19 protein-coding genes and 1 rRNA gene are annotated in these 24,399 nt (G+C 72.8%); 5 read left to right on the top strand and 15 right to left on the bottom strand.

What is annotated here, in order from left to right:
- Positions 1 to 271 precede the first annotated feature (271 nt).
- Positions 272 to 757, top strand: coding sequence for a DUF4383 domain-containing protein (locus tag ABZ807_RS20435; protein WP_357160046.1), 486 nt, complete (start codon positions 272 to 274; stop codon positions 755 to 757).
- Positions 758 to 882: 125 nt separating this feature from the next.
- Here ABZ807_RS20435 and ABZ807_RS20430 read toward each other — a convergent pair whose 3' ends face one another.
- The 8 genes from ABZ807_RS20430 to ABZ807_RS20395 form a co-directional block, all read right to left on the bottom strand.
- Positions 883 to 1,332 carry a GNAT family N-acetyltransferase gene (locus ABZ807_RS20430; protein WP_357160043.1) on the bottom strand — a complete coding sequence of 150 codons (450 nt, stop codon included), beginning with the start codon at positions 1,330 to 1,332 and terminating at the stop codon, positions 883 to 885.
- Between the two features lie 70 nt (positions 1,333 to 1,402).
- Entirely contained in the window at positions 1,403 to 2,887 is a 1,485-nt protein-coding gene (gene obgE / locus ABZ807_RS20425) for a GTPase ObgE (RefSeq protein ID WP_357160040.1), read from the bottom strand.
- 90 nt (positions 2,888 to 2,977) lie between these two features.
- Positions 2,978 to 3,232, bottom strand: coding sequence for a 50S ribosomal protein L27 (rpmA, locus tag ABZ807_RS20420; RefSeq protein WP_013288010.1), 255 nt, complete (start codon positions 3,230 to 3,232; stop codon positions 2,978 to 2,980).
- Between the two features lie 11 nt (positions 3,233 to 3,243).
- A complete protein-coding gene (gene rplU / locus ABZ807_RS20415) occupies positions 3,244 to 3,558 on the bottom strand; it encodes a 50S ribosomal protein L21 (RefSeq protein WP_088975625.1) in 315 nt (104 codons plus the stop codon).
- A 167-nt stretch (positions 3,559 to 3,725) separates the two neighbouring features.
- The gene (locus ABZ807_RS20410; RefSeq protein WP_357160037.1) at positions 3,726 to 4,202 is read right to left on the bottom strand and encodes a hypothetical protein; all 477 of its coding nucleotides are present in this window, start codon (positions 4,200 to 4,202) and stop codon (positions 3,726 to 3,728) included.
- A 118-nt stretch (positions 4,203 to 4,320) separates the two neighbouring features.
- Complete coding sequence (locus tag ABZ807_RS20405) at positions 4,321 to 7,332, bottom strand: Rne/Rng family ribonuclease (protein ID WP_357160034.1); 3,012 nt, start codon at positions 7,330 to 7,332, stop codon at positions 4,321 to 4,323.
- Between the two features lie 131 nt (positions 7,333 to 7,463).
- Entirely contained in the window at positions 7,464 to 8,183 is a 720-nt protein-coding gene (locus tag ABZ807_RS20400; RefSeq protein WP_357160280.1) for a TIGR03936 family radical SAM-associated protein, read from the bottom strand.
- Between the two features lie 189 nt (positions 8,184 to 8,372).
- Positions 8,373 to 10,358: a TIGR03960 family B12-binding radical SAM protein gene (locus tag ABZ807_RS20395; RefSeq protein WP_357160033.1), complete on the bottom strand. Its 1,986-nt coding sequence runs from the start codon at positions 10,356 to 10,358 to the stop codon at positions 8,373 to 8,375.
- A gap of 125 nt (positions 10,359 to 10,483) precedes the next feature.
- Here ABZ807_RS20395 and ABZ807_RS20390 point away from each other — a divergent pair, with 125 nt between their 5' ends.
- Entirely contained in the window at positions 10,484 to 11,830 is a 1,347-nt protein-coding gene (locus ABZ807_RS20390; protein WP_357160030.1) for a hypothetical protein, read from the top strand.
- 60 nt (positions 11,831 to 11,890) lie between these two features.
- On the opposite strand, the gene ABZ807_RS20385 is transcribed toward ABZ807_RS20390, so the two are convergent.
- Complete coding sequence (locus tag ABZ807_RS20385; protein ID WP_357160027.1) at positions 11,891 to 12,580, bottom strand: lysophospholipid acyltransferase family protein; 690 nt, start codon at positions 12,578 to 12,580, stop codon at positions 11,891 to 11,893.
- A gap of 171 nt (positions 12,581 to 12,751) precedes the next feature.
- The gene (gene ileS, locus ABZ807_RS20380) at positions 12,752 to 15,922 is read right to left on the bottom strand and encodes an isoleucine--tRNA ligase (protein ID WP_357160025.1); all 3,171 of its coding nucleotides are present in this window, start codon (positions 15,920 to 15,922) and stop codon (positions 12,752 to 12,754) included.
- A 684-nt stretch (positions 15,923 to 16,606) separates the two neighbouring features.
- Between ileS and ABZ807_RS20375 the strand changes: the two genes are divergently transcribed.
- Positions 16,607 to 17,047: a carboxymuconolactone decarboxylase family protein gene (locus tag ABZ807_RS20375; protein ID WP_357160022.1), complete on the top strand. Its 441-nt coding sequence runs from the start codon at positions 16,607 to 16,609 to the stop codon at positions 17,045 to 17,047.
- Positions 17,048 to 17,168: 121 nt separating this feature from the next.
- On the opposite strand, the gene ndk is transcribed toward ABZ807_RS20375, so the two are convergent.
- Positions 17,169 to 17,594 (bottom strand): nucleoside-diphosphate kinase, encoded by a 426-nt coding sequence (ndk, locus tag ABZ807_RS20370; RefSeq protein WP_357160019.1) that lies wholly within the window; start codon positions 17,592 to 17,594, stop codon positions 17,169 to 17,171.
- Between the two features lie 142 nt (positions 17,595 to 17,736).
- Here ndk and ABZ807_RS20365 point away from each other — a divergent pair, with 142 nt between their 5' ends.
- Positions 17,737 to 19,008 (top strand): VOC family protein, encoded by a 1,272-nt coding sequence (locus ABZ807_RS20365; RefSeq protein WP_357160016.1) that lies wholly within the window; start codon positions 17,737 to 17,739, stop codon positions 19,006 to 19,008.
- Positions 19,009 to 19,017: 9 nt separating this feature from the next.
- Here the strand turns inward: ABZ807_RS20365 and ABZ807_RS20360 are convergent, their stop codons facing one another.
- The 3 genes from ABZ807_RS20360 to ABZ807_RS20350 are packed head-to-tail and all read right to left on the bottom strand — an operon-like array spanning position 19,018 to position 23,365.
- A complete protein-coding gene (locus ABZ807_RS20360; RefSeq protein ID WP_357160013.1) occupies positions 19,018 to 19,419 on the bottom strand; it encodes a DUF4233 domain-containing protein in 402 nt (133 codons plus the stop codon).
- Positions 19,416 to 20,750: a folylpolyglutamate synthase/dihydrofolate synthase family protein gene (locus ABZ807_RS20355; protein WP_357160010.1), complete on the bottom strand. Its 1,335-nt coding sequence runs from the start codon at positions 20,748 to 20,750 to the stop codon at positions 19,416 to 19,418. Before ABZ807_RS20355 ends, ABZ807_RS20360 begins: the two co-directional genes overlap by 4 nt.
- Entirely contained in the window at positions 20,747 to 23,365 is a 2,619-nt protein-coding gene (locus tag ABZ807_RS20350) for a valine--tRNA ligase (protein ID WP_357160007.1), read from the bottom strand. Before ABZ807_RS20350 ends, ABZ807_RS20355 begins: the two co-directional genes overlap by 4 nt.
- Positions 23,366 to 23,434: 69 nt before the next feature.
- On the opposite strand from ABZ807_RS20350, the gene ABZ807_RS20345 reads away from it, so the two are divergent.
- A complete protein-coding gene (locus ABZ807_RS20345; RefSeq protein ID WP_357160004.1) occupies positions 23,435 to 24,118 on the top strand; it encodes a hypothetical protein in 684 nt (227 codons plus the stop codon).
- Positions 24,119 to 24,306: 188 nt separating this feature from the next.
- Here ABZ807_RS20345 and rrf read toward each other — a convergent pair.
- A 5S ribosomal RNA gene (gene rrf, locus ABZ807_RS20340) occupies positions 24,307 to 24,399 on the bottom strand; the annotation flags it as partial.

Raw genomic sequence — 24,399 nt, 5'->3', positions numbered from 1 at the left:
CCGGGGCGCCCCGGGACGGCCGCCCGCATCCCGGTGCGCTACCCGCGGTGAACCGGTCGAAACGCCCGGTTTGGCCGGCCGATTCGCGAGCCTGGCCGAGCGGTTCTGGGCTGGGGTTTCGACCGACGGTCACGCCGGCGTCACCGCTGGCCCACCCTCGGTCGTCGGGTCCATGCCTGATTCGCCATTTCTCTGCACCCCGTGTCCGGACGGCCACAGAATGAAGGATCGTCCGGCTGTGATCGGCAGCTGCTCCGTGGAGGTGACATCAATGGCACGTGGCGTGCGCGGACGTGGCGCGGCCGGGCCGAGACCCCGGATCCAGGTGGTCGCACTGGCGGTGGCCGCGATCTTCCTGGTGATTGGCGTGCTCGGCTTCGTCCCGGGCGTCACCACCGGGTACGGCGACATGACCTTCGCCGGTCACCACTCGGGCGCGAAGCTGCTCGGCCTGTTCCAGGTGTCGGTCCTGCACAATGCGCTGCACCTGCTCTTCGGCCTGCTCGGGCTGGTGCTGGCCCGCGGGGTCGGCGGCGCCCGGCTGTTCGTGGCCGGCGGCGGCGCCGCCTACCTGGGACTGTGGCTGTACGGTTTCGCGATCGACGGGAAGGCCGGGCCGGTCAACTTCATCCCGCTCAACGACGCCGACAACTGGCTGCACCTGGGGCTCGGTTTCGGCATGCTCGTCCTCGGGTTGCTGCTCTCCAACGACGCGGGCACCGGCGGCCGGCTGGACACCCCGGCCGACCGGCCCTGAGTGCCGCGCCGCCCGGACCGCCCGGCGTGTCCGAGTTTGATCGCTCTCGGAGCCGCTGAGCAGCAGAGCGGGGCCGCCCCGATCAGCGCCTGGCAGTTCCTCGGCACCAGCGACCTGGCGCAGGCTCAGGCGGCCACCGGCAGTCGCTTGGCGAAGCAGACGCTGTACGGGTTGTCGACGTACTCGCCGTAGACCGGGATCGGCTCGTACCCGCAGGAGGTGTAGAGCCCGACCGCCGCCGGCAGGTACACGGCGGTCTCCAGGCAGACCACCGAGTGCCCCCGCTGGAAGGCCAACTCCTCCAGCGCGGTCAGCAACTGCCGGGCGATGCCCCTGCCCCGGCAGGCGGGACGGACGTACATCCGCTTGAGCTCCCCGGTGGCGGCGTCCAGCGACTGGATCCCCCCGCAGGCCACCGCCCGACCGTTGACGACCACCGCCAGGTAGCGGATGTCGTCGTGTGTGACGGTGACCTGCCCGTCCAGCCCGCCGTCGGCCTCGCGCAGCTCACGCTGCTGGGCGACGACGAGGGCGTCGATCTCCGGGTCGGTGGAGGGACGGGACTCGATCAGCATTCACCCACGCTATGCCGGCCCGATTTCACGGAGGTTTCCGGCGAACGACCCGGACACGGACATTGCCGAGCTATTCGGCGTCGTCGTCCAGGTCGTCGTCCAGATCGTCGGAGAGGTCCGCGTCCAGGCCGCCGGCCTCCACCTCGTCGGTGGGACGCTGCCGGCGCGCCTTGCGGGCGGCCAACCGCTCGGCCGCCGAAGCCCGGGTCGACTTCTCCTCCAGCCGCACGTCGGTGCCCCGGTTGCCCGGGACGAAGTCGACGCCGGCGTAGAGGGTGGGCTGCCAGTCGAACTCCCGCTCGCCGATGCGCACCAGGTCACCCGGGTTGGCGCCGGTCCTGGCCAGCTTCTCCTCGACGCCGAGGCGGGCGAGCCGGTCGGCGAGGAAGCCGATCGCCTCGTCGTTGTCGAAGTTCGTCTGCCGGACCCAGCGCTCGGGCCGCACGCCGCGCACCGTGAAGGAGCCGTCCACCTCCGCCTCGATGGTGAAGCCGGCGTCGTCCACCGCCTTCGGGCGGATGACGATCCGGGTCGGCTCGGCCGGCGGGGCGGCGGCGCGGGACTGCTCGACCAGCTCCGCCATCGCGTACGTCAGCTCCTTGAGCCCCTCCCGGGTGGCGGCGGAGACCTCGAACACCCGGAAGCCCCGGGCCAGCAGGTCGGGCCGGACGATGTCGGCGAGGTCCCGCCCGTCCGGCACGTCGACCTTGTTCAGCGCGACCAGCCGGGGCCGGTCGGCCAGACCGCCGTACTCGGCCAGCTCGGCCTCGATGGTGTCGATGTCGGCCAGTGGGTCCCGGCCGGGTTCCAACGTCGCGGTGTCGACCACGTGCACCAGCACGGCGCACCGCTCGACGTGGCGGAGGAACTCCAGCCCGAGCCCCTTGCCGGTGGCCGCGCCCGGGATCAGGCCCGGCACGTCGGCCACGGTGAAAGTGTGGTTGTCGACCCGGACCACGCCCAGGTTGGGCACCAGGGTGGTGAACGGGTAGTCGGCGATCTTCGGCTTGGCGGCGGAGATCACCGAGATCAGCGACGACTTGCCGGCCGATGGGAAGCCCACCAGACCGACGTCGGCGACGCTCTTGAGCTCCAGCACCACGTCCAGCCGGTCGCCGGGCTCACCCAGCTCGGCGAAGCCGGGCGCCTTACGCCGGGCGTTGGCCAGCGAGGCATTGCCCCGGCCGCCCCGGCCGCCCCGGGCCGCCTCGAAGGTGGTGCCGGCACCGACCAGGTCGGCGAGCACCTCGCCGTCGAGGGTCTGCACCACGGTGCCGTTCGGCACCTTGATGATCAGGTCGTGGCCGTTGGCGCCGTCCCGGTTCGAACCGGCGCCGCCCTTGCCGTTCTCGGCCTTGAGGTGCGGACGGAAGTGGAAGTCCAGCAGCGTGGTCACCTGCGGGTCGACCACCAGGGAGACGCTGCCGCCGTGCCCGCCGTTGCCCCCGTCGGGGCCGCCGAAGGGCTTGAACTTCTCCCGGTGGATGGAGACACAGCCGTGCCCGCCGTCGCCGGCCTGCATGTGCAGGACGACCCGGTCAACGAACGTCGTCACGACGCCAATCCTTCCAGCGGGGTCTGCCCCCGCACGCGAAAAGACGAAGCGGGCCGGGACACGAGGTCCGCGGCCCGCTTCGCCTTCGAACTACTGCTGCGGCACGATGCTGACGGTCTTGCGACCGCGCTTGGTGCCGAACTGGACCGAGCCGGCAGCCAGCGCGAAGAGCGTGTCGTCGCCGCCGCGGCCGACCAGGTCACCGGGGTGGAACTTGGTGCCACGCTGACGGATGAGGATCTCACCCGCGCTGACGACCTGACCACCGAAGCGCTTCACGCCAAGTCGCTGGGCCGCGGAGTCACGGCCGTTACGCGAGCTGGACGCACCCTTTTTGTGAGCCATTGGAGGACGACCTACTTCCCGCTGGAGATGCCGGTCACCTTGACCTGGGTCAGCGGCTGGCGGTGACCCTGGCGCTTGTGGTAGCCGGTCTTGTTCTTGAACTTGTGGATCCGGATCTTCGGGCCCTTGGTGTGCGCGGCGATCTCGCCGGACACTGCGACCTTGGCGAGCTTCGCCGCGTCGGTCACCAGGTCGTCACCGTCGACGAGGAGCACCGCGGTGAGCTTCACCGCGTCGCCGGGGGCACCGACGAGCTTCTCGACCTCGATCACGTCGCCCTCGGCGACCTTGTACTGCTTGCCGCCGGTCTTGACGATCGCGTACATCGGAGGCGGACTCCCTGTCGTTGAGGCTGCTGGCTGGTCGTTCCCACGGCGACTCGCCGGGTAGCAGTGACACCGGCGGCGCGGGCACGCGGGAACTCGGCACACCAAAGTGCGCCGCAGGCAAGCGTACGCCATGCACCGGCCGACACCAAAACCGGGCCCACCGGTCAGCGGCCGCAGAGCTGGTCGAGGCGCTGCTGGAGGCGGTCGAGCTCGGTCTCGTCGATCGACTCGACGTCGGCGCCGAGCGTGCCGACCTCAGTGGCCAACTCGGTGAGCAGGGTCTTCAGCTGCGGGTCGGTGGCCCGGGCGGACTGCTCGCGCAGCGCCGACCGCCAGGTGGTCAACGCCGACTCCGCCCGCTTGCGGGCGGTTTCCGCCCCGGTGCTGTCGTTCGCGCCGACCGCGGCGATCATCTTGCCCAGTTCCTCGACGTACGTGCGGACGGCCGCCGAGGAGGCCTGCTCGGCCTCGGCGCAGACCTGCGGCCCGTTGCCCCCGGCCGGGGCGATGCTGACCGGGACAGACGGCAGGACAGGCGGGCCGGAGGTGGCCGGGGCAGCCTCGTCGGATCGGTCGCCGGAACAGCCGGAGCCGGTCAGCAGGACGGCGGTCACCAGGGTGGCGGCGAGCAGGCGGCGCATTGTCTTCTCCTAGCCGGGGGGACCGATCGTAGCCGGGGCCGGAGAACGCAGCAGGGCCCCTCCCGCCGGCACTGATGCCGGGGAAGGAGCCCCGCGAAACGTCGGGCTGGTCAGCCGGTCACGGGCGGGTACGCCGCCGGGGACCGCCCCGGCGGGACCGGCGCCGGCCGGTGCCGCCCTCACCGCTCTCCTCCCCGGTGTCGCCGTCGCCCAGCGCGTCCGGGTCGTCCGCCCCGGCCAGCCGGGCCGACTCGCCCTCCAGGCTGTCGGCGATTGCCGGCGCGGCCGGCGTCTCCGACTCGTATCGGGACAGGTCGTAACCCATGGTGTCGTGGTAGTCGGGCTCGGCCGGAATGCCGGCGTCGCTGTCCTCGGTCGTCTCCACCACGATGCGCTCCGGCGCGGCGGCCTTGCGGGAGCGCCGCCGCGACGACCCGCCGGTCGGCTCGGTCGCCGCTGCGGGGCCGGCCACCGAGGAGGCGACCGCCTTGACCTTCTCCCCCGCGCCGCCGGCACGCGGCTTCTCCGGCACCGGCTCGGTGTGGATGATCAGGCCGCGGCCCTTGCAGCACTCGCAGGTCTCGCTGAACGCCTCCAGCAGGCCCGCGCCGATCCGCTTGCGGGTCATCTGCACCAGGCCGAGCGAGGTGATCTCGGTGACCTGGTGCTTGGTCCGGTCCCGGCCCAGGCACTCGGTCAGCCGGCGCAGCACCAGCTCGCGGTTCGACTCCAGCACCATGTCGATGAAGTCGATCACCACGATGCCGCCGAGGTCGCGCAGCCGGAGCTGGCGCACGATCTCCTCGGCCGCCTCCAGGTTGTTGCGGGTGACCGTCTCCTCCAGGTTGCCTCCGGAGCCGGTGTACTTGCCGGTGTTGACGTCGATGACGGTCATCGCCTCGGTGCGGTCGATGACCAGCGACCCGCCGGAGGGGAGGTAGACCTTCCGGTCCAACCCCTTGATGATCTGCTCGTCGATCCGGTACTCGGCGAAGACATCGGTGGTGCCGACGTGCCGGCGCAGCCGGGCCACCAGGTCGGGCGAGACGTGCGACAGGTACGACTCGACCATGTCGTACGACTGCTCGCCCTCGATGACCAGGTCGCGGAAGTCCTCGTTGAACAGGTCCCGGACGACCCGGATGACCAGGTCCGGCTCCTCGTAGAGCAGCACCGGGGCGCCGCCCTCGGCCGCCTTGGCCTGGATGTCCTCCCACTGCGCCTGCAGCCGCTTGACGTCGCGGGCCAACTCGTCCTCGCTCGCCCCCTCGGCGGCGGTCCGGACGATCACGCCGGCGCCGTCCGGCACCAGCTTCTTGAGCACGTCCCGCAGCCGCTTGCGCTCGGTGTCCGGCAGCTTCCGGCTGATGCCGGAGGCGTTGCCGTTGGGCACGTAGACCAGGTGCCGGCCGGAGAGCGCGATGTGGCTGGTCAGCCGGGCGCCCTTGTGCCCGATCGGGTCCTTGGTCACCTGCACCAGCACCGAGTCGCCGGAGCGCAGCGCCTGCTCGATCGAGCGGGCCCGCCCCTCCAGGCCGGTGGTGTCCCAGTTGACCTCGCCGGCGTACAGCACGGCGTTGCGGCCGCGCCCGATGTCGACGAACGCCGCCTCCATGCTGGGCAGGACGTTCTGCACCTTGCCGAGGTAGACGTTGCCGGCCATGGTGCCGGAGGAGTTGCGGGTGACGTAGTGCTCGACCAGCACGCCGTCCTCCAGGACCGCGATCTGGGTGCGGTCGCCGCGCTGGCGTACCGCCATCACCCGGTCGACCGCCTCCCGGCGGGCCAGGAACTCCGACTCACTGAGGATCGGCGGCCGGGTACGGCGCTGCTCACGGCCGTCCCGGCGGCGCTGGCGCTTGGCCTCCAGCCGGGTCGAACCGGAGACGCCCTGCACCTCGTCGACGGCCTTGCGCGGCTCGCGGATCTTGACCACGGTGGGCACGCCGTCGTCGGCGCCCCCCTCGACGTCCCCGGCGCCCCGGCGGCGACGACGACGCCGGCGGCGGGTCATCCCGTCGCCCTCGCCCTCCTCGTCCTCGGGCTCCTCGGCCTCGCCACCTTCGGCCTCGGCCTCGGCGGCCTCCTCGGCCTCCTCCTCGTCGCTGTCCTCGGCGCCGCCCTTGCCGCGACCGCGGCCCCGGCGACCACGGCGGCGCCGACGGCGGGCCGCCGCGGTCTCGTCCTCGTCCTCGGTCTCGAGGGCCTCCTCGGCCTCGCCGGTGGGCTCCTCCTCGACCTCGACCTCGACCGGCTCGACCGGCTCGGCCTCGCGGCGGCCCCGGCGACGCCGGCGACCGGTCTCGGCCGGCTCCTCGACGGCCTCCTCGGCCGCCGGACCGGGCTCGACCACGCGAACGGCCGGCAACTCCTCGGGCAGCGGGGCCATGAAGAGCACGGTGGGCGCGGAGAGCGCGGCCCGCCGGCGGCGGGTACGCGGCTCCGGCGCGGCCTCCGCCGGCTGCTCGCCGGTCGTCACCGCGACACCGGGCGGGACCTCGCCGGCCCGGCTCTCGGCGCCGGACGCGGCGACGGTCGGCCCCGCGGTGCCCGGCTCGGCCTCGGCGGGCTCGGCTGCCGCGGGCTCGGTGGCCTCCTCGTCGACCGCGGTGGGCTCGGTGGGCGCCGCCGCCTCGACGGCGGGCTCCTCCTCCTCGACCGGCTCGACCGCCGGCGGGGTGACCTCGACCGGCTCGGCCGTGGTCTCGGCGGCCGGAGCGGCGGCCTTCTTGCGCCGGGTCCGGGTGACCTTCACCGGCGGTACGACCTCCGCGGAGTGCTCCTCCGCACCGGTGGCCACCACCGGCTCCTCGGCCGCCTTGGCGGGCGTCGCCTTGCGCCGGCGACGGGTGGTCTTCGGCGCGGTGTCCAGTTCACCGGCGACCGGGGTGACCACCTCGGCCTGATGCGCCTCGTCGGTGGCCGAGGCGCCGGTCGGGGACGCCTCCGCGGGGGCGTCGACCTGCTCCGGCTGGTTCAGCGGGGCCGCCTTGCGCCGGGTGGTGCGCCGACGCTTCGGCGCGGCGTCGGCGGCGCTGTCGGTGGTGGCGCTGTCGGTGGTGGCGTCGGCGGTCTCGCCGGCCGGCTGTGAGCCGGTCCGTTCGCCGCCCTCGGGCTCGTTCTCGAGCATGGACGTTCTCCAGTTCTGGCCGCCCCGGGCGCGGGTGAGCGCTGCCACGCAGGGTTGCCGCAAAAGTGTTTCCGCCGGCGCGCGAGGTGCGCGACCGCCGAAGTCTGCCTGCCTAGAACACTGACCGACGGTCAGCGCTCACCGATGGTTGCCCCGTCGCGATCCGCTTCCAACGGATCCACGATCGCACCCTGCGCGGTCACCGTGCCCTGCGCCAGCCGGATCACCCTCGGCGAGACCGGCGGCTCCAGGTCGGCCACCACGCGGAGGCCGGAAAGGACGTCATCGGGTCGTACGGACGGGGTGACCTGCCGCACGACCAGTTCGAGTATCGCACACGACACGCCCGGTACCCCGGAAGGCGTCTCCACGGGCGGCACCACATCGATGCGCATGACGGCGGCGCGGGCGTCGAAGGTACGCCGGCCCTGCTTGGTCATCCGCTCGACCTGGATCTCGTCGGCGGCGGTGAAGGCGGCGACGGCGCGTTCCAGCACGGCCGGCTCGACCTCGGGCAGCTCGATGCGCCAGTGCGAGGCCTCGATCCGGTCGGCCAGGCTGCCGCTCGCGGCGACCACCGCGTCGAGCACGTCCAGCCCCGGGGAGAGTGCCGCGTCCAGCGCGGCGCGCAACTGCCCCGGGTCGACCGGCTCGCGCAGGCCGATCTCGAGGTACTCCGCCTCGCTGGCGACGCCGGTGGGGGCGGCGCTGGCGTAGGAGATCTTGGGGTGCGGGGTGAAGCCCTGGGAGAAGGCGATCGGGACGCCGGCCCGGCGCAGTGCGCGCTCGAAGGCCCGGGCGAAGTCCCGGTGCGAGGTGAACCGGAGTGGTCCGCGCTTGGCGTACCGGATCCGGATGCGCTGGACGACCGGCGCCTGCCCGCCCTCCGGCTGTGGTTTCCTGCTGATCGTCGTGCTCCTCGGTGTCAGGACCGGTCGGTCAGGAAGGTGTCGCGGACTGCCCGTGACGATAACTTCATGATCGCCGGGGCGGGGCGGGCGGCGCGCCGTCGCGCGCGGCGCGCCCACCGCGCGGGACGATCACTGCTGGGCGCCGGTGGGGACCCTCAGGCCGTTGACCGGGGTGAGCGGAAGCAGCTTCCTGCCGGTCGGGCCGATCTGGATCTCGGTGTCCATCGACGGGCAGACGCCGCAGTCAAAGCACGGGGTCCACCGGCAGTCGTCCTGCTCGTACTCGGACAGCGAGTCCTGCCAGTCCTGCCAGAGCCAGTCCTTGTCCAGGCCCGAGTCGAGGTGGTCCCAGGGCAGGACCTCCAGCTCGTCGCGCTCCCGGGTGGTGTACCAGTCCAGGTCCACGCCGAAGGTCGGCAGCACCTCGGCGGCGGCGTCCACCCAGCGCTGGTACGAGAAGTGCTCGCTCCAGCCGTCGAACCGGCCGCCGTTCTCCCAGACCTTGCGGATCACCGCGCCGACCCGGCGGTCACCCCGGCTGAGCAGGCCCTCGATCAGCGACGGCTCGCCGTCGTGGTAGCGGAAGCCGATCGCCCGGCCCAGCGAGCGGTCCGCGTTGATCGCCTGCTTGAGCAGCCTGAGCCGGTGGTCGATGACCTCCGGCCGCGCCATGGACGCCCACTGGAACGGGGTGTGCGGCTTCGGCACGAACCCGCCGATGGAGACGGTGCAGCGGATGTCCTTGGACCCGGTGGCCGCCCGGCCGGCCCTGATCACCTCGTGCGCCATGTCGGCGATCTCGAGGACGTCCTCGTCGGTCTCGGTGGGCAGGCCGCACATGAAGTAGAGCTTCACCTGCCGCCAGCCGTTGGTGTACGCGGTGACGACGGTGCGGATGAGGTCTTCCTTCGACACCATCTTGTTGATGACCTTGCGGATCCGCTCCGACCCGCCCTCCGGGGCGAAGGTCAGGCCGGTGCGCCGGCCGTTGCGGGACAGCTCCTGGGCCAGGTCGATGTTGAACGCGTCCACCCGGGTCGACGGCAGCGAGAGCGACACGTTGGTGCCCTCGTACTGCTGGGCGAGGCCGGAGCACATGTCGCCGATCTCGGAGTGGTCGGCCGACGACAGCGACAGCAGGCCGACCTCGTGGAAGCCGGAGAACTCCAGGCCGTCCCGGACCATCTGGCCGACGGTGGTGATCGAGCGCTCCCGCACCGGGCGGGTGATCATGCCGGCCTGGCAGAACCGGCAGCCCCGGGTGCAGCCCCGGAAGATCTCCACCGCGAACCGCTCGTGCACGGTCTCGGCCAGCGGCACCAGGGGCTTCCTCGGGTACGGCCAGGCGTCCAGGTCCATCGTCGTGCGCTTGTGCACCCGGAACGGCACGTCCGCCCGGTTCGGCACGACCCGCTGGATCCGCCCGTCCGGCAGGTAGTCCACGTCGTAGAAGCGCGGCACGTAGACGCTCTCGGTGCGGGCCAGCCGCAGCAGCAGCTCGTCCCGGCCGCCGGGCGAGCCCTCGGCCTTCCACTCCCGGACGATCGCGGTGATCTCCAGGACCGCCTCCTCGCCGTCGCCCAGCACGGCGGCGTCGACGAAGTCGGCGATCGGCTCCGGATTGAACGCGGCGTGACCGCCGGCCACGATCACCGGGTCGGCGTCCGTGCGGTCGGCGGCGAGCATCGGGATACCGGCCAGGTCGATCGCGGTGAGCAGGTTGGTGTAGCCCAGCTCGGTGGAGAAGGAGAGGCCGAACACGTCGAAGTCGCGCACCGGGCGGTGCGCGTCGACGGTGAACTGCGGCACGCCGTGGGCGCGCATCAGCTTCTCCAGGTCCGGCCAGACCGCGTACGTGCGCTCGGCGAGCACGTCCGGCAGCTCGTTGAGCACCTCGTAGAGGATCTGCACGCCCTGGTTGGGCAGGCCGACCTCGTACGCGTCGGGGTACATCAGCGCCCAGCGCACGGTCGCCGCGTCCCAGTCCTTGACCACCGCGCCCAGCTCGCCACCGACGTACTGGATGGGCTTGGTCACCTGGGGCAGCAGTGGCTCCAGCCGGGGCCAGACGGAATTGGCCGCGGCGGGGCGCGGCGTCGTGGACGGGGCACTCATGATGCCCAAGGGTACGCGCCCGCCGGCCGGCCGCCGCGCCGCCACGGGCGTCGGCGGCGGACGGGTTCGTCGGCGGTGGCATGCCGGTACTAACCTCGCAACCGGCGCGAGAGGAGATTGCCGCGATGCCGCAGCCGCAGCCGGGTGCAGACCGGCCGGCCGACGGGAGCACCCCGGTCACCGATGTGGGCCGGGAGCCGGCGGTCGCCGGGGAGCCAGCCCCCTCTCCCGTACCCGAGGACGCCGGGCCCCGCTCGGGCCCGGAGGGCACCCTTGAGCTGCCCGCCGACCGGGCCGACGGCCCAGGCGGCCCGGAGCGGACGGCGGCGGAGCCGGTCGCCGCGCCTTCGGACGAGGCCACCGCGCCGACGTCGCCCGCCCCGGTCGACGCCGCTGTGCCGCCCACGCCGGCGGAACCGAGCCAGAACGGCCCGGAGCCGACCCGGGTCGAGCCGGAGCCCCCCGCACCGCGGTGGAGCGGTTCGGCGGCCGTCCCGCCCCCGCCGCCGCGTCGGCGCGCCTGGGGCGAGTCGGCGGAGCCGACCCCCGTCCCGCCCGCCCCGGTCGAACTGCCCGAGCACCGCACCCCGGTGGACCCGTGGGCGGGCGCGGACACCGGCTCCTGGGAACTGGAACACCACCACCATCTCCCCGCGCTGCCGCCGACGCTGCCCCACCCGGTGCCGCCGCCGACCCGGCCCTACTCGGCCGCGCCGCCGCCGAGCCGCCCGTACCCGGCGCCGCCGGCCGCCGCGCACCCGGTGTCGCCGCCGCCGGTCTCCCCGTCCCGGCCGGCCCCGCCACCCCCGCCGCCCGCGCCGCCCCGGCCGCCGACGCAGCGCCGGGGCCGCCGGCCGGAGGCGGTCGCCCCGCCGCCGGGGTGGCAGGCCCCCCGCGGGTACGTCCCGGTGCCGGTACGGCGCCGCCGGCGCTGGCCCTGGGTGCTGCTGCTGAGCCTGCTCTGCTGCTGCGGCTGCCCGGCCTGGTTCGGTAAGCCGTTGTGGGAGCAGTACCCGGCCGACGCCGCGCTGCCCGGCCAGGTGGCCGACCTCACGCTGCGGCAGGACGCCGGCAGCCAGGCCACCGCCGAGCGGCTCAAGGCCGAGGTACGCGCGGCGAACCTGCTCTCCGAGGACGTCTTCGCCGGCGTCTACGGCACCGGCGACGGCAAGCGGGTCACCGTGTTCGGCGGCACCGGCTTCCGGTTCAATCCCGAGTCAGGCGCAGACGACGAGATGACCCGGCTGGCCGGGACCTACCGGCTCGACACCCCCCAGCCGGCGGAGACCGGCGTGCGCGGCCGGTACGAGCGCTGCGCCACCGGCCGGTCGGACGGCACCGACGTGGTGGTCTGCACCTCGGCCGACCACGGCAGCATCACCACCGCGGTGTTCACCCGGCTCTCTGTCGACGACAGCGCCCGCCTGCTGGACACCCTGCGGAAAGAGATCGTCACGCCGAGGCAGTCCTGAGGTTCGCCGAGGGGTTCTCGCCTTCCGGTTCGCGGGCAACCGCCCGCCCGCCCGGGTTGGTCAGGTGGGGGTGTCGCCGGGGGCCGGGGCGCGCGGCGGGGCGTAGCGCGCGACGTACTCCTGGCCGGTGAGCTTCTGGATCTCGGTCATCAGCTCGTCGGTTATCGCGCGCAGCGAGGTGCGGTCGTCGGACCGGCCGGTGAAGTCCAGCGGCTTGCCGAACCGTACGGTGATCTTCGCGCGGCCGGGCCGGGGCACCCGGGTGCCGATCGGCTGGGCCTTGTCCGTGCCGATCATGCCGACCGGGATGATCGGCACGCCGGCCGCCACCGCCAGCCGGGCCGCGCCGGTACGCCCCCGGTAGAGCCGCCCGTCCGGCGAGCGGGTGCCCTCCGGGTAGACCGCGACCAGGTCCCCGCCGCGCAGCGCGGGGATGGCGGCGTCGAACGCGGACAGCGCCGCCCGGCCGCCGGCCCGCTCGACCGGGATGGCCCCCAGGCCGGTGAGGACGAACTTGGAGAAGGCGCCCTTCGGCCCGGTGCCCTTGAAGTACTCCGACTTGGCCCAGAAGGCCAGGTGCCGGGGGACGACGGTGCCGAGGAAGAGCTCGTCGGCGACCGAGAGGTGGTTGCCCGCGAAGATCGCACCACCGGTCTCCGGGATGTGCTCCAACCCCTCCACGGTCGGACGGAAGGCCAACCGGAGCGCGGGCGCCACGGTGAGCTTGCCGATGGTGTAGAGCAGGGGCACTGGTCCTCCGGCGGTCGTGCGTGAACAGGCGGTGTCACGGTAGCGGACGGGTCCACGGAGCCCCGCGCGGGTGGCCGGCCGACCAGCCGGTGAGCGGGCCTGCCGGGGCTCGGGCGTGGCCGGTGGTGGCGGCCCGGCGCGACACCGCCGGACCGCCACCGCCGCACTGCCTCATACCCGGCGGACGGCCACCGTCACCCGCTCACCCTCGCCGACCTCGCCGGCGAAGCCCGCGACCCCGTCAGCGAAGTCGATGGTGTCGGCCAGCACCTCGCGGGCGACGAAGTCGGCGTACGCCGCCACCGCCGCGCGCACCTCCTCGGAGGCGGACAGCAGCACCACGATCCGGTCCGAGACGTCCAGGCCGGCGTCCCGGCGAGCCTGCTGCACGACCCGGACCACGTCCCGGGCCAGCCCCTCGGCAGCCAGCTCCGGGGTGACCTCGGTGTCCAGCACGACCACGCCCTCGCCGGCGGGCAGCGGCGCGGAGTGCTCGGCGTCGGCGGCGACCAGGCGCAGCTCGTACTCGCCCTCGGCGAGGGTCACCCCGGCGGCGACCGGGGCACCGTCGACCAGCTCCCACTCCCCCGCCTTGACCGCCTTGATGACCTGCTGGACCTGCTTGCCGACCCGGGGGCCGAGCGCCCGCGGCACCACGGTCAGCACCTGCTGGCAGTACGCGGACACCTCGCCGGTGAACTCCACCGCCTTGGCGTTGACCTCGTCGGCGACCAGGTCGGCGAAGGGCCGCAGCTGGTCCGCGACCGGCGAGGCCACGGTCAGCTTCGACAGCGGCAGCCGCACCCGCAGCCCCTTGGCCTTGCGCAGCGACAGCGCCGCCGAGCAGACGTCCCGGGTGGCGTCCATGGCCGCCACCAGCTCGTGGTCGGCCGGGAACTGCGCCGCGTCCGGCCAGTCGGTGAGGTGCACCGACCGCTCCCCGGTGAGGCCGCGCCAGATCTCCTCGGCGGTCAGCGGCGCCAGCGGCGCCACCACCCGGCAGAGCGTCTCCAGCACCGTCCACAGGGTGTCGAACGCGTCGGCGTCCCCGGACCAGAACCGGTCCCGCGAGCGGCGCACGTACCAGTTGGTCAGCGCGTCCAGGTAGGACCGGACGGTGGCGCAGGCACCGGAGATGTCGTACGCCTCCATCTGCGCCTGGACCGTGGACACCAGCTCGTTCGTCTTCGCCAGCACGTACCGGTCGAGCAGGTGCGTCGAGTCGGTGCGACGGCGAGCGGTGTACCCGTCGGCGTTGGCGTAAAGCGAGAAGAAGTACCAGACGTTCCACAGCGGCAGCAGCACCTGGCGCACCGCGTCCCGGATGCCCGCCTCGGTGACCGACATGTCCCCGCCACGCAGCACCGGCGAGGACATCAGCATCCAGCGCATCGCGTCCGACCCGTACGAGTCGAAGACGTGGTACACGTCCGGGTAGTTGCGCAGGCTCTTGGACATCTTGCGGCCGTCCGAGCCGAGCAGGATGCCGTGGCTGAGGCAGTTGCGGAACGCCGGCCGGTCGAACAGCGCGGTGGCCAGCACGTGCATGGTGTAGAACCAGCCGCGGGTCTGTCCGATGTACTCGACGATGAAGTCGCCCGGGTAGTGGTGCTCGAACCACTCGCGATTCTCGAACGGGTAGTGCACCTGGGCGAACGGCATCGAGCCGGACTCGAACCAGCAGTCCAGCACCTCGGGCACCCGGCGCATCATCGAGCGCCCCGTCGGGTCGTCCGGGTTGGGGCGGACCAGCTCGTCCACCGCCGGCCGGTGCAGGTCGGTCAGGCGTACGCCGAAGTCCCGCTCGATGTCGGCCAGCGAGCCGTACACGTCCAGCCGGGGGTAGTTCGGGTCGTCCGACTTCCACACCGGGATCGGCGAGCCCCAGAACCGGTTCCGGCTGATCGACCAGTCGCGGGCGTTGGCCAGCCACTTGCCGAACGAGCCGTCCTTGATGTGCCCCGGGGTCCAGTTGATCTGCTGGTTGAGCTCGACCATCCGGTCCTTGAACGTGGTCACCGCCACGAACCAGGAGGACACCGCCTTGTAGACCAGCGGGGTGTCGCAGCGCCAGCAGTGCGGGTAGGAGTGGGTGTAGGTGTCCTGCTTGAGCACCACCCCCCGCTCCTTCAGCTCCCGGATCACCGGCTTGTTCACGTCGAAGACCTGCTCGCCCTGGTACGGCGGGACGAGCGCGGTGAACCGGGTGCGGTCGTCCACGGTGACCACGGTGGGGATGCCGGCGGCGTTGCAGACGTTCTGGTCGTCCTCGCCGAAGGCCGGGGCCAGGTGCACGATCCCGGTGCCGTCCTCGGTGGTGACGAACTCCGCCCCGAGCACCTGGTACGCGTTCTCCCCGGCCTGCTCGACCAGGAAGTCGTAGAGCGGGGTGTACCGGCGCCCGACCAGGTCCGCGCCGCGCACGGTGCCGACCTGCTCGTACCCCTCCAGTTCCTTGGCGTAGGCCCCGAGCCGCGCGGCACCCACCAGGTAGCGGTCCCCACTGCGCTCGCTGTCGGGGGAACCCCGGTGCTCCAGCACCGCGTACTCGATGTCCGGGCCGACGGCGAGCGCCAGGTTCGACGGCAGGGTCCACGGCGTGGTGGTCCAGACGCCCAGCTTCACCGCGCCGCGCACCAGCTCCGGGGCGGAGGGGTCCGGGGTCAGCCCGAACCAGACCGAGAGGGTCGGGTCGTGCCGGTCCCGGTAGACGTCGTCCATCCGGGTCTCGGTGTTCGACAGCGGCGTCTCGCAGCGCCAGCAGTACGCCAGCACCCGGAAGCCCTCGTAGACCAGACCCTTGTCGTGCAGGGTCTTGAAGGCCCACATGACGCTTTCCATGTAGTCCAGGTCGAGGGTCTTGTAGTCGTTGGCGAAGTCGACCCAGCGGGCCTGTCGGGTGACGTACCGTTCCCAGTCCTGGGTGAACTCCAGCACCGAGGTGCGGCAGGCCTCGTTGAACCGGGCCACGCCGAGGTCGAGGATCTCCGCCTTGCTGGTGATGCCGAGCTGCTTCTCGGCCACCACCTCGGCGGGCAGGCCGTGGCAGTCCCAGCCGAAGCGCCGCTCGACGTGCCGGCCGCGCATGGTCTGGTAGCGCGGCACCACGTCCTTGACGTACCCGGTGAACAGGTGGCCGTAGTGCGGCAGGCCGTTGGCGAACGGCGGGCCGTCGTAGAAGACGTACTCGTTCTTCCCGTCGGTCCCGGCCGGGCGGGCCTCGACGGACGCCTCGAAGGTCTTGTCGGCCGTCCAGTGCTCCAGGACCCGGCGCTCGACCGCGGGCAGGTCCGGGCTCGCCGGGACGCCGGCGGCGGTCGGGTCGTGCATCGGATAGGCCATCGGGGGTCGCTCTCCTCGCGCAGCTCACTGTCGTGTGGGTCTGCGAGGACGAGCCTTCCGGGTACGCCTCGACGGCGTCGCCCGAACGGCCCGCGGTACCACCCCGCTTGGCGGTCGAGGTGCGACCGCCCGCTCGTTGGCCGGCTGTGACGGGCCGGACCCGTCCGGTTCTACTGGGCCGGTCACCCGGCTGTTCTTCCGGAGGCTCGCCGGTGATGGCCGGATCATCGCCTGTGTGCCGACAAGCGTACTCGACTCCCCGGGTGCCCCGCCGCCGAGTATCGGCCTGGGTCGACCGGTGGCCCGGCGTACCCGACCCACCGGGAGGGGAACCGTCCGCGCCCGCCGCCGCCAGGCTGCGCTGGTGATCCGGATCGAGTTGGACGAGCCGACGCTGGCCGGCACCCGGATCGCCACCAGCCCGCTCTGGGAAGCCAAGTGCAGCCTCTACCCGCTCGACCGGCACCCGGATGAGGCTCCCTGGCCGTACACGGGCTGGGCCCGGCACGCCCGTCGGGTGCACGCCGAGCTGCCCGAGGCGGCCCCGGCGAAGCTCAGCGCCGCCACCGGTGGGTCGCGTGTCCGCTCCGCCCGGCGTGGTGGGGGTCACAGGGGTTCGCTGTCACGTTCATGTCCCCTGGGTTCGTCGTCCTGGCACAGGTCTTCTGGACAGGGGAGGTTGTCGTGGGTCGGATCAACATGGCGGCGGTGGCGCCGGAGGCGTACCAGGCGGTGCTCGGGCTGGAGAAGTACGTCCGGGCGAACCTGGACCACACCGTGCTCGAGCTGGTGAAGCTCCGGGCGTCGATGCTGAACGGCTGCGCGTTCTGTGTGGACATGCACAGCCGGGACGCGCTCGCCGCGGGCGAGTCCAGCCGGCGGCTCTTCGCGGTCGCCGCGTGGCGGGAGGCGCCCTTCTTCGACGGGCGGGAGCGGGCCGCGCTGGCGCTGACCGACGCGGTCACCCGGCTCGGCGAACACGGCGTGCCGGACGAGGTCTGGGATGCCGCCGCCAAGGTCTGGTCGGACAAGGAGCTGGCCGACCTGGTGATCGCGATCGCCACGATCAACGTGTGGAACCGGATCGCGGTGACCAGCCGGGCCGAACCGCCGGCCGAGGGGTGACCACCACCGGGCCGACCGGACGGCGGGAGGGTCGGTCCCCGGCGCCGGCCGCCTGACCGGCGGAGAACGCGAAACGGCCCCGAGCCTGTCCAGGGTCGGGGCCGTCGGCGCGACGACGGGCTCAGCCCAGCTCGGGGAACCAGAGGGCGATCTCGCGCTTGGCGCTGTCGGTGGAGTCCGAGGCGTGCACCAGGTTCTCCCGGTTGGACAGCGAGAGGTCGCCCCGGATGGTGCCGGCGGCGGCCCTACGGCCGTCCGTGCTGCCGATCATGCCGCGTACCACCTCGATGACCTGGTCGCCGGAGAGCACCATGCCGACCAGCGGGCCGCCGGTCATGAAGGCCTTCAGCGGCGGGTAGAACGCCTTGTCGACGTGCTCGGCGTAGTGCTGGTCGGCCAGCGCGGCGTCCATCGTCCGCGTCACCATGGCGTCGATCTGCAGCCCCTTGCGCTCGAAGCGGGAGATGATCTCGCCGACCAGACCGCGGCGGACCGCGTCGGGCTTGATCAGTACGAGCGTGCGCTCATCCGGGCTGCTGCTGGACACGCTGGTTTCCTCCTGTGCGCGGAAGACGGCCGGGCTGGGTACGGTCAGCCTAGCGACCCGGTCCCGGCGTCGGCGCGGCGGCTGCTCTTTCCAGCGGCCGCCGATCCGGCCTAGCCTGGCCCTGACCCCTGGGAGGTCCACTGTGGCGAATGGCGGGAACCGACCCATCGCGCCGGTACGCAAGCTGATCGCCGCGGTCCTCGGCACCGTGGCGACCTTCGTGGTCCTGTTCGGGCTGGGCATGACCAGCTGGGCGATCGTGGCCCTCGGCGTGGCCCTGCTGGTGCTGGCGGTCGCCCTGGCCACCGTCCGCGGCGGCGGGCGCACCTGGGTGATCGGCGTGGGGCACGTGCACAGCGCCTCCGAGCCCCCCACCCAGTACGCCTTCGGCCGCTGCGAGCTGCAACTGGTGATCGACGCGCCGGGCCTGCCACCCCGCTCCAAGAAGATCATCGAGCCGCGGGTGCCGGTGTCCAAGTGGCCCTCGCTGGGGCAGACCCTGCCGATCCGGGTGGCCCTGGACGACCAGCGGCACGTCCGGGTGCTCTGGGACGAGGTCCCCACCCACGCCGAGAGCGCCGCCGCCACCGCCGACCTGCCGCCCGAGTACGCCGACGCCGAGCCGGTCGACGAGGTGCTCATCGCCCAGGAGGCCCCGCCGTGGGCCGGCCGTACGGCCGACGACGACTTCCACGACGACCTGCGGGACGAGTTCCGCGACCCACCCCCGGCCGACCCGCTGCGCGCCGGGCCCGTGGTGCTGCCCGAGGAGCGGGAGCCGGTGGTGGTGCACCAGCGCCCCGGCGGCCCGGTCGTGCTCGAAGGCACCCTGGTCGAGCCGCCGCCGTCCAGCGGGCTGCCCCGCCGGGTGGCCACCCCGTCCCCGCGCCCGCCGGTGGACGAGCGCTTCGACGCGCCGGTCGCCGACCCGGTGGACGTGCCGCTGGACGACCCGGAGCCGCAGGACCGGATCAGCCCCGACGAGCTGGACGAGGCGATCTTCGGGTACGACCCGGACGCGGGCCGGGTCGACGAGGCCGCCCCGATCAGCGGGGTCGGGCTGACCCTGCTGGTCACCGACCTGTCCCGCTCGCTGGGCTTCTACCGGTCGCTGGGCTTCAACGAGATCGACCGGGGCTCGGGCAACGCGGCGCTCGCCTCCGGCGCCACCCGGCTGGTGCTGCGCGAGGTCACCGGCGCCGCCCCGATCAGCCGCCGGCTGGTGCACGTCAACCTGGAGGTGGACGACATCGACGCGGCGTACCGGCGGCTGAAGGGATCGGGCGTGCGGTTCACCTACGCGCCCCGGGTGGTCAATCGGGGCACCAAACTGGAAGTCTGGGCGGCCGCCTTCCGCGACCCGGACGGCCACGGCATCGCGCTGACCCAGTGGCGGGAACGCGCCGAGGCCTGAGGCGGCCGGTCAGCCGAGGACGACCCGGCGGACGTGCAGGGCGTACGCCCAGACCAGGCCGAAGATGATCCCCAGCACCAGCAGCGACCAGTGCAGCAGCCCGGAGAGCAGCAGCAGGCCCTGCACGGCGGTGCCGGCGTGCCAGGCCCACGGCCGCCCCATCCGGCCGGCCAACACCACGCAGGCGACGGCCAGCGCCACGATCGCCGCGATGGCGGCCGCGCTCAGGTTCCCGCCGACCAGCCGGATGGGCTGGATGGCGAGCAGCAGCACCAGGGCCTCCAGGGCCAGCGTCCCCGCGCCCAGGCCACGCACCGCCTTCTCGGGGTTGCGCAGTCCCGACCGCCGCTCCCCCGGCACGCCGTCCCCGCCCTCGGGTGCCGGCTCCCGCTCCTCCACCGGGCCGGTCATCGCTTGAGCAGCCGTCGGGCGTCGGCCACGGTCACCACCGAGCCGGTGATCAGCACCCCGACCCCGGCCAGCTCGCCCGGCACGTCGGACTCGGCCTCGGCGACGGCCGCCTCGATGGCGTCGGGCATCTCCTCGGTCACCTCCACCCGCTCCGGCCCGAACACCTCGCGGGCCAGCGCGGCCAGCTCGTCGGCCGGCATCGCCCGGGGCGAGCTGTTGCGGGTCACCACCAGCGAGTCGAGCACCGGCTCCAGCAGCGCCAGCAGGTGGGGGGCGTCCTTGTCGGCCAGCACGGCGAGCACGCCGACCAGCTTGCTGAACGCGAACTCCTCCTGGAGGGCGGCGACCGTGGCAGCCATGCCGTGCGGGTTGTGCGCCCCGTCCAGCAGGATCGTCGGGGCGGTACGCACCTTTTCCAGCCGGCCCGGGGAGCTGGCCGTGGCGAAGCCCTCCCGGACCGTCTCCACGTCGAGCTGCCGCTTCGTCCCGGCCCCCAGGAACGCCTCGACGGCGGCGAGCGCCACCGCCGCGTTCTGCGCCTGGTGCGCACCGTGCAACGGGATGAAGATCTCGTCGTACACCCCACCGAGGCCCTGGATGCTCAGCACCTGCCCGCCGACGGCGACGGCCCGGCGCAGCACCCCGAACTCGGTGCCCTCCCGGGCGATGGTCGCGCCGACCTCGACGCAGCGCGCCAGGATGGGCCGGGCCGCCTCGTCGTCCTGCGCCGCGCAGATCACCGTGGCGCCGGGGTGGATGATCCCGGCCTTGTGCAGGGCGATGTCCTCCAGGGTGTCGCCCAGCCACTCGGTGTGGTCCAGTCCGATCGGGGTCAGCACGGCCACCCCGGCCTGGACCACGTTGGTGGCGTCCTCGGCCCCGCCGAGCCCCACCTCGACCACCGCGACGTCGACCGGCGCGTCGGCGAAGGTGGCGAAGGCCAGCGCGGTGGTCAGGTCGAAGTAGGTCAGCGGCTCCGACGAGCGCTGGTCGACCAGTTCGGCCAGCGGCTCCACCTCACGGTAGGTGGCGACGAAGCGTTCCTCGCTGACCGGCTCCCCGTCCAGGGCGATCCGCTCCCGCACCGTCTCCAGGTGCGGGCTGGTGTAGCGGCCGGTGTGCAGGCCGAAGGCCCGCAGCAGCGAGTCGATCATCCGGGCCGTGGAGGTCTTGCCGTTGGTCCCGGTCAGGTGGATCGACGGGTACGCCCGCTGCGGGCTGCCGAGCAGATCGAGCAGGGACTCGATGCGGTCCAGCTCGAAGACCATGCGGGTGAAGCCCCGCCCGGCCAGCTCGGCGTCGACGGCGGCGAAATCGGTGCGGTCGGTCACGAGGGAAGCGCCTCCAGTGCGGCGTCGATCCGGAACAGGTCCGCCTCGGCCACCGCCAGCCGGTCGCGGATCTTGGCGACCACCGGTTCGGGGGCCTTGCCGACGAAGGCCGGGTTGTCCAGCTTCGCCCGGGCCTGCGCGACCTCCTTCTCGGCCGCCGCGCGGTCCTTGGTCAGCCGGGCCCGCTCGGCGGCCACGTCGATCGAGCCCCGGGTGTCCAGCTCGACGCTGACCTCGCCGGGCATGGCGAGGGTGGCGCTGGCCTGGAAGTCGGCGGCCGGGGCGTCGAGCCGGACCAGCGAGCGGATCAGCGGCTCGTGCGCGGCGATCCCGGCCACCTCGAGGCCGTCCAACCGGGCCGCGACCCGCTGCGTCGGGCGCAGCCCCTGGTCCGAGCGGAACCGCCGGATCTCGGTCACCACCCGCTGGACGGTGCCGACCTCGCCCTCCGCGGCGTCGTCGACCAGCGTACGGTCGGCCACCGGCCAGGCGGCGGTCATCACCGTCTCGCCGCCGGTGAGCGCGATCCACAGCTCTTCGGTGACGAACGGGATGACCGGGTGCAGCAATCGCAGCAGCTGGTCCAGCACGTGTCCGAGGACCCGTCGGCTGGCCTCGGCCGCTGGCCCGCCCTCGGCGAGCACCGGCTTGCTCAGCTCGACGTACCAGTCGCACACGTCGTCCCAGGCGAAGTGGTACAGCAGGTCGCAGACCTTCGCGAACTCGTACGCCTCGAACTGCTCGTCCACCTCGGCGGTGACGTGCGCCAGGCGGGACAGGATCCACCGGTCAACGGTCGACAGGTCAGCGGCGGCGGGCAGCGGCCCGTCGGTGTGCGCGCCGTTCATCAGCGCGAACCGGGTGGCGTTCCAGAGCTTGTTGCAGAAGTTCCGCGAGCCCTGGCACCACTCCTCGCTCACCGGCACGTCCTGGCCCGGGTTGGCGCCGCGGGCGAGGGTGAACCGGGTGGCGTCGGCACCGAACCGGTCGATCCAGTCCAGCGGGTCGACGACGTTGCCGAACGACTTGGACATCTTCTTGCCGTACTGGTCGCGGACCATGCCGTGCAGGGCAACCACGTCGAACGGCGGCCGGCCGTCCATCGCGTACAGGCCGAACATCATCATCCGGGCGACCCAGAAGAAGAGGATGTCGTACCCGGTGACCAGCACGCTCGTCGGGTAGAACTTCGCCAGGTCCGGGGTCTGCTCCGGCCAGCCGAGGGTGGAGAACGGCCACAGGCCGCTGGAGAACCAGGTGTCCAGCACGTCCTCGTCCTGCCGCCAGCCCTCGCCGGTGGGCGGCTGCTCGTCCGGGCCGACGCAGACGATCTCGCCATCCGGCCCGTACCAGACCGGGATGCGGTGGCCCCACCAGAGCTGGCGCGAGATGCACCAGTCGTGCATGTTGTCGACCCAGGCGAAGTACCGCTTGGCCAGCTCCGCCGGCTCGATCCGCACCCGCCCGTCGCGGACTGCGTCGCCGGCCGCCTTGGCCAGCGGCCCGGTGTTGACGAACCACTGCAGCGACAGCCGCGGCTCGACCGTGGTCCGGCACCGCGAGCAGTGCCCCACCGCGTGCACGTACGGCCGCTTCTCGGCCACGATCCGCCCCTGCTCGCGCAGCGCGGCGACGATCGCCGGGCGGGCCTCGTACCGGTCCAGGCCCTGGAACGGGCCGTGCGCGGTGATGATGCCGCGCTCGTCCATGATCGTCAGCGAGGGCAGGTCGTGCCGCTGGCCGATCTCGAAGTCGTTGGGGTCGTGCGCCGGGGTCACCTTCACCATGCCGGTGCCGAAGCTCGGGTCGACGTGCTCGTCGGCGACGATCGGGATCCGCCGGTCGGTGAGCGGGACGGGGACCTCGGTGCCGATCAGGTGCCGGTAGCGCTCGTCGTCGGGGTGCACGGCCACCGCGGTGTCGCCGAGCATCGTCTCGGCGCGGGTGGTGGCCACCACCACGTCGTCGCTGTACCGGATCGAGATGAGCTCACCCTCATCGTCGGTGTGCTCGACCTCGATGTCGGACAGCGCGGTCAGGCAGCGCGGGCACCAGTTGATGATCCGGTTGGCCCGGTAGATCAGCCCGTCGTCGAAGAGCTTCTTGAACATGGTCTGGACGGCCCGGGACAGGCCATCGTCCATGGTGAAGCGCTCGCGGTCCCAGTCGACCGAGTCACCGAGGCGGCGCATCTGGCCGAGGATCGCCCCGCCGGACTCGCCCTTCCACTGCCAGACCCGCTCGACGAACTTTTCCCGGCCGAGATCGTGGCGGGAGAGTCCCTGGGTGGCGAGCTGCCGCTCGACCAGGTTCTGGGTGGCGATGCCGGCGTGGTCCATGCCGGGCAGCCAGAGCGCCTCGAAGCCCTGCATCCGCTTACGCCGGGTGAGGGCGTCCATCAACGTGTGCTCGAACGCATGGCCCATGTGCAGCGAGCCGGTGACGTTGGGCGGTGGGATGACGATGGTGAAGGGGGGCTTGTCGCTCTGCGCCGACGCCCGGAAGTGGCCGCCGGCTACCCACTGCTCGTACCGTCGCTGCTCTACCTCGCCGGGCTGGTACTGGCCGGCAAGGGTCGGGGCGTCGGGGCGTCGGGCATCCAGTCTCTCGGTCACCCTGGAAGTCTACGGAGCGCTTCCGCGGACCTGACGTGCGCCACCTGTCATTCGCGTACGGTGGCGGACATGTCCGACGCACATCTCACCGAGCGTCAGCTCATCGAGGGGCCCGACCCGGTCGACCTGACCGACGAGCCGATCCAGCTGAGCAACCGGGATCCGGAGAGCGACCGGCGCGGCCGGCCGGCGGCGGGACGCCGCCGGCGGGTCGTCCTGGCCGTGGCGCTCGCCGTCGGCCTGGCTGGCGCCGCAGCCCTGGGCACGGCCGGGTGGCGGGTGGTGCAGGAGAAGGACACCCGGCTGGACGCGCCGGACCGGGTCGCCGGTCTGACCCGGGACGACTCGGAGCGGGCCCACAGCACGGCCGACTACCTGCGCAGCGGCTTCGCGGCCGACATCGACCTGGACCGCAGCTTCGGCACGGTCTACCGGGACCCGGCCGACGAGACGCGCGCGGTGCTGCTCTTCGGCGGCACGACACTGCTCTGGCAGCCGGAACGCGACCTGGACAGCCTCTTCGGGCTGATGGCCGACGAGACCGGCAAGGTGGCCGGGCTGCGCGAGGTGCCGGCCGGCAAACTGGGCGGGGTGATGAAGTGCGGCACCACCAGCGGCGACGGGGGCGACTTCGCGATCTGCGGCTGGGCGGACCACGGCAGCGTCGCGATGGCGATGTTCCCCAACCGGTCCGTCGACGACGCCGCCGGGCTGTTCCGCCAGATCCGCGAGGGCGTTCAGACCCGGAGCTGATCGTCGGTCAGGGCCGCGGTCGCCTCCCGCCACGCCGGGGCGCCGCGGCCCTTTTCGGGTACGCCCACCGCCCCGCTCCGCCGTCGCGCCACATTCTTCGACGGCCTGCGGATGAGCCCGCAGCTGCGGAAACGGCCGGTGAACGCAGTCAGGGCCACCCCGGATGGGGTGGCCCTGACTGAATGTTTGTCCGGCGGTGTCCTACTCTCCCACACCCTCCCGAGTGCAGTACCATCGGCGCTGGAGGGCTTAGCTTCCGGGTTCGGAATGTTACCGGGCGT

Source organism: Micromonospora sp. NPDC047548 (genome assembly GCF_040642975.1).
Taxonomy (GTDB): Bacteria; Actinomycetota; Actinomycetes; order Mycobacteriales; family Micromonosporaceae; genus Micromonospora.
This window is presented reverse-complemented; position numbering and strand designations above follow the sequence as displayed.

Excerpts from the sequence above, each read along its gene's own strand:
- rplU (WP_088975625.1), bottom strand. The coding sequence starts at position 3,558 with ATGTACGCGATCGTCAAGACCGGCGGCAAGCAGTACAAGGTCGCCGAG.
- ABZ807_RS20390 (WP_357160030.1), top strand. The coding sequence starts at position 10,484 with ATGCCGCAGCCGCAGCCGGGTGCAGACCGGCCGGCCGACGGGAGCACC.
- ABZ807_RS20410 (WP_357160037.1), bottom strand. The coding sequence starts at position 4,202 with ATGCGCCGCCTGCTCGCCGCCACCCTGGTGACCGCCGTCCTGCTGACC.
- ileS (WP_357160025.1), bottom strand. The coding sequence starts at position 15,922 with ATGGCCTATCCGATGCACGACCCGACCGCCGCCGGCGTCCCGGCGAGC.
- ABZ807_RS20405 (WP_357160034.1), bottom strand. The coding sequence starts at position 7,332 with ATGCTCGAGAACGAGCCCGAGGGCGGCGAACGGACCGGCTCACAGCCG.
- rpmA (WP_013288010.1), bottom strand. The coding sequence starts at position 3,232 with ATGGCTCACAAAAAGGGTGCGTCCAGCTCGCGTAACGGCCGTGACTCC.
- ABZ807_RS20430 (WP_357160043.1), bottom strand. The coding sequence starts at position 1,332 with ATGCTGATCGAGTCCCGTCCCTCCACCGACCCGGAGATCGACGCCCTC.
- ABZ807_RS20395 (WP_357160033.1), bottom strand. The coding sequence starts at position 10,358 with ATGAGTGCCCCGTCCACGACGCCGCGCCCCGCCGCGGCCAATTCCGTC.
- ABZ807_RS20360 (WP_357160013.1), bottom strand. The coding sequence starts at position 19,419 with ATGACCGGCCCGGTGGAGGAGCGGGAGCCGGCACCCGAGGGCGGGGAC.
- ABZ807_RS20435 (WP_357160046.1), top strand. The coding sequence starts at position 272 with ATGGCACGTGGCGTGCGCGGACGTGGCGCGGCCGGGCCGAGACCCCGG.
- ABZ807_RS20345 (WP_357160004.1), top strand. The coding sequence starts at position 23,435 with ATGTCCGACGCACATCTCACCGAGCGTCAGCTCATCGAGGGGCCCGAC.